4 protein-coding genes are annotated in these 4,688 nt (G+C 71.5%); 1 reads left to right on the forward strand and 3 read right to left on the reverse strand.

The window, feature by feature from the left end; translation table 11 throughout:
- The coding region (locus tag IE249_RS29280; protein WP_373304484.1) for a beta-ketoacyl synthase N-terminal-like domain-containing protein at nucleotides 1-1,265 on the reverse strand (1,265 nt) is incomplete at its 3' end.
- A gap of 274 nt (nucleotides 1,266-1,539) precedes the next feature.
- Between IE249_RS29280 and IE249_RS29285 the strand changes: the two genes are divergently transcribed.
- Nucleotides 1,540-2,661, forward strand: a complete 1,122-nt coding sequence (locus IE249_RS29285; protein WP_189709564.1) for a nucleotide disphospho-sugar-binding domain-containing protein — start codon at nucleotides 1,540-1,542, stop codon at nucleotides 2,659-2,661.
- A gap of 141 nt (nucleotides 2,662-2,802) precedes the next feature.
- Here the strand turns inward: IE249_RS29285 and IE249_RS29290 are convergent, their stop codons facing one another.
- On the reverse strand, nucleotides 2,803-4,401 hold the full coding sequence (locus IE249_RS29290; RefSeq protein ID WP_189709566.1) for a PH domain-containing protein: 1,599 nt from the start codon (nucleotides 4,399-4,401) through the stop codon (nucleotides 2,803-2,805).
- The coding region (locus IE249_RS38845) for a PH domain-containing protein (protein ID WP_229859503.1) at nucleotides 4,398-4,688 on the reverse strand (291 nt) is incomplete at its 5' end. The genes IE249_RS29290 and IE249_RS38845, both read right to left, overlap by 4 nt.

The raw sequence follows: 4,688 nt of genomic DNA on the forward strand, positions 1-4,688 counted from the left end.
GACGGACCATTCGGAGCCGTCAGACCATTACTCGCACCGTCCTGATTGATGGCACTCCCCCGCACCACCGCCAGCACGGGATGACCGTTGCGCCGCGCATCGGACAGCCGCTCCACGAGCAGCATGCCCACACCCTCACCCCAGCCCGTGCCGTCCGCACCCGCCGCGAAGGCCTTCACCCGGCCGTCGGGCGCGAGGCCACGCTGCCGGCTGAAGGCGATGAAGGAGCCGGGGCCGGCCATGACGGCCACGCCGCCCGCGAGGGCGATGGAGCACTCGCCGCGGCGCAGCGCCTGGACGGCCAGGTGGAGGGCGGCCAGGGAGGAGGAGCAGGCGGTGTCGACGGTGACGGTGGGGCCTTCGAAGCCGAGGGTGTAGGCGATGCGACCGGAGGCGACGCTGGCCGCGTTGCCGGTGACGAGGTAGCCCTCGATGCCCTCTTCGGCCTCGTGCAGGCGGGGGCCGTACTCCTGGGTCTCGGCGCCGACGAATACGCCGGCCTGGCGGCCGCGGAATTCGGCGGGGTCGATTCCGGCGCGTTCGAATGCTTCCCAGGAGGTTTCCAGGAGCAGTCGCTGCTGCGGGTCCATGGCCAGCGCCTCGCGCGGGCTGATCCCGAAGAATCCGGCGTCGAACTGGTCGGCGTCGTGGAGGAATCCGCCTTCGCGGGTGTAGCTGGTGCCGGGGTTGTCGGGGTCGGGGTCGTAAAGCGAGGAGAGGTCCCAGCCGCGGCCGGTGGGGAATTCGGAAATGGCGTCGGTGCCGGAGACGGCGAGTTGCCAGAGGTCTTCGGGCGAGTGGACGCCGCCGGGGAAGCGGCAGCTCATTCCCACGATGGCGATGGGCTCGTCGTGCGCCGCCGCGGCGAAGGCGACGGCGGCGTCCGTGTCGGAGTCCGTGTCGCCCGTGCCGGGTGCGAGGCCGAGGATCTCGGTGCGCAGCAGGCGGGCGAGGGCGGCCGGGGTGGGATGGTCGAACGCGAGGGTGACCGGCAGTCGCAGGCCGGTGGCGGCGGTGAGCCTGCTGTGCAGGTCGACCGCGGCGAGGGAGTCGAAGCCGAGTTCCAGGAAGGGGCGTTCGGGGTCGACGGCGGCCGGGGCGTTGTCGCGCAGGGCGGCGCGTACGAGGGTGGTGACCCAGTCGGTGAGCGCCTGCTCCTGCTCGGCCACGGACAGCCCGCCGAGCCGCTCGGCCCACGACGGTCCGTCCGCGAGCTCTCGCGGCCGGTCCGTCGGCGCGTCGCCGCCGGGACCCAGGTCCTTCACGTCGTTGTGCTCGGGCGTGAAATCCTCGGATCCACTCATCAACGCGCTCCATTTACCCTGGCAGACAGAATCCAACGACCATTTCGCAGCCTGCCATGGGCGGGGTGTCCGAGAAACCCCTTCAAACCCCCTAGTAACCCCTATCCTGAGGCGTTCTTCATCGCCTTGACGGCTTCCCGGGGCCCCGTCGAGAATGCGCTCGGCAAGAACGAAAAGTCAAGAATACGACTGGAATTAACCAGTCATGGACTGATTCAGAAGGGAGCGCGTGCTCATGCGCGTGCTGTTCGTCTCGTATCCGGCCATCGGTCATGTCTTCCCGACGGTTCCGCTGGCCTGGGCACTGCGGGCCGCGGGTCACGAGGTGCTGGTGGCCACCGGGTGCACCGGTCTGGAAGCGGCCAACGCCGGTCTGCATGTGGCGGATGTCGCCCCGGGCCTGGACATGGAGAATTTCTTCCAGGAGACCGTTCCGGATCTGCTGGCCCGTGTGCGCAATCCCGAGGGGCCCGATCCGATGGCCGGCATCCAGTTGTTCGCCCATCTCAACGACCATCTGACCGACGCGATCGTGCGTACGGCGGAGGCGTTCCGGCCCGATCTCGTGGTCTACGAGCAGATCTTCGTCTCGGGTCTGATAGCCGCCCAGAAGCTGGGCGTGCCCGCGGTGCAGCACAACTTCGGTTTCGCGCGCGGTGCGGAGATCCGGGCGCTGACCCTCGCGCAGCTCGGCGCGACGATGCGCCGGCACGGTGTGGAGGGCGTGCCCGAGCGGGTCACGACTCTCGACATCGCGCCGCCGAGCATGGTGGAGCCGGAGCCGGACGGCTGGTCGATGCGGCCGGTGCCGTACAACAGCGGTGCGGTGCTGCCGGACTGGGTGCTGGAGCGGCCCGGGCGGCCGCGGATCGCGGTGACGCTGGGGACGGCGTCAGTGCACGTGACGGGGCTGGGTCCGGTGCAGCGGCTGCTGGCCGCGGCTGGGTCGGTGGACGCGGAGTTCGTGTTGGCGCTCGGAGACGTCGACACCAGCGCGCTGGGTGAACTGCCCGCGAATGTGCGGGTGGTGGGCTGGGTGCCGCTCACCGTGCTGATGCGCACGTGTGCGGGCGCGGTGCACCACGGGGGTTCGGGGACCACGCTGGCGGCGCTGAACGCGGGTGTGCCGCAGATCATCCTGCCGGACGGCGCGGACCGTTTCGTGAACGCCGCCGCCGTGCACGAGCGCGGCGCCGGCATCAGCGCGAAGGCCGAGGAGATCGACGCGGAGCTGCTGCGGCGGCTGCTGTCGGACGAGAAGATGCGCGCGGTCGCGCGGGAGGTGCGCGAGGAGATCGAGGGGATGCCGACGCCTGCCGCGCTGGTGTCCCGCCTGGAGGAGCTGGCCGCCGGCTGAGCGGCCGGAGCGCGAACCGGAAGCGGGAACCGGAAGCGGAGGGGCGACGGGGAGGTCGCCCCTCCGGTTCCCGGGGGATGGGACAGATGGTCTTGGGGGGCCGGCCGCTCCGCCCCTGGGGTGGAGGTGCCGGCCCGGATTTCAGCGTCGGCGCCGGTGGCCGCCCCGCCCGGAGGAGCCGGGCCCGCCGTACGACCCGGGCGCGCCGGACTCCAGGAACGGCGCGAGCAGTCCGGGCACCGACTTCTCCGCGAGGGCGAGTCCGTCCGTGACGGTCACGTCCCGCACCTTGTACTTGTGGTCGCCGGCGGCCGTGGTGGCCGTGAGGGTGAGCAGTCCGGAACGCCGCTGGAACAGTGAGCGGGAGACGCCGATGCCGATGATCCCCTCGCGCTGGAGGGCGACCGTGCGGTGGGAGAAGGTGCCGTAGCGGGTGACCAGGTAGCGGCCGTGCATGCCGTGGCCGAGGGTGCGGTAGGCGTCGTGGGCGAGGGCCAGGGTGACGGGCAGGAGCACCACCGCGCAGGCGGCGGCGACGTAGAGCAGGGGCGTCCACAGCAGTGCGCCGAGCAGGGCCGGTACGGCGCTGATGAGGACCGTGGCGGTCAGGGCGCGGTTGACGCGGCGGCGCAGGGCGGTGCGGGGGTGCGGGGTGAGCTGGGCGGCCGAGGTGGGCGACTGGCTCTCGCCGAGTACGTCGGCGGCGACGCGGAGGGCTTCGGCGCGGGGCACGGGGGGTGTGAGCATACGGCGCTTGCGGTTCTCGTCGCGGTCGCCGAGGCCGCTGGCGACGGCGTTGAGGCGGGCTCCGCCGGCCCAGCGCAGCAGCATGGTCTCGCCGAGTTCGACGCCGCGCAGGCGCTTTTCCTCGATGGTGACGGAGCGGGTGACGAGCATGCCGCGCAGGACGCGGAGGGTGCCGCCGTCCTCGCGTTCGAGGCGGTAACCGTACCAGCCCTCGGTGAAGGTGGCGGTGGAGCCGACGGCGCCGATGACGACGAGGATCGTGACGGTGACGAGGATGCCGAACCACAGGGGCACGGAGCCGTAGCGGTGTTCGATGTCCTTGACGAAGCCGAGTTCGAGCGGGTCGATCCGCATCTCGTGCAGGGTGCGGTAGACGGTGCCCACGCCGAGGAGGACGCCGCCGACGCCCCAGATGGTCAGGGGTGCGTAGCGGATCCAGGCCCAGTCGAGGTCGGCGATGGTGTGGTCGTCCTCGTCGGTGGGGTGGCCGGTGGCGGCGTCGCGGCGGCTGAGGAGCCGCTGCCGCAGTTCGGCGCCCTGGGCCTTGCTGACGCCGTCGAGGGAGAGGCGGCGGCTGGAGGAGGAGGTCTGGTCGCCGGTGCCGATGCGGACGGAGGTGAGTCCGAAGACGCGGTGGACGGGGTTGGCGGTGAGGTCGACGCCGCGGATGCGGTCAAGGCGGATGGAGCGGTGGCTGCGGAAGAGGAGTCCGGAGCGCAGCTCGATGCGGTCGCCGGTGATGCGGTAGCGGGTGGTCAGGAACCGCATGAGGCTGATGCCGGTGATCACGCAGGCGGTGATGAGGAGCGAGCCGAGGGTGATCAGGGCCTGGAGGTTGAGGGTGCCGCCGGTGATCAGCAGGGTGCCGGCGAAGGAGGCGGCCGGTGCGGCGAGGATGCTCAACTGCACCAGGATCAGGCGGGCGTTGAGGCGCTGCCAGGGCTCGGACGGGACGGCGTCGACGGGCCGGTCCACGGCGGTCTGCTGGGTCATGTGGCGTCTCCCGGCGTGGCCTGGGTGTACTTGGTGAGGTGCTCGACGAGGTCGGTGGCGGCGCGCCGGTCGAGTCCCTTGATCTTGACCGCGCCGGCGGCCGAGGCGGTGGTGACGGTGACCCCGGACAGGCCGTACATCTGCTGGATGGGGCCGCGCAGGATGTCGACGGTCTGGACCCGGGACAGCGGCACCACGCGCCAGCGCTGCCACAGCCAGCCGGAGGCGGCGTAGACGGCTTCCTCGGTGGTCTCCCAGCGGTGGACGCGGTAGCGCCAGGCCGGCAT

It is taken from the genome of Streptomyces anandii JCM 4720, from assembly GCF_014650655.1.
Classification (GTDB): Bacteria; Actinomycetota; Actinomycetes; order Streptomycetales; family Streptomycetaceae; genus Streptomyces; species Streptomyces anandii.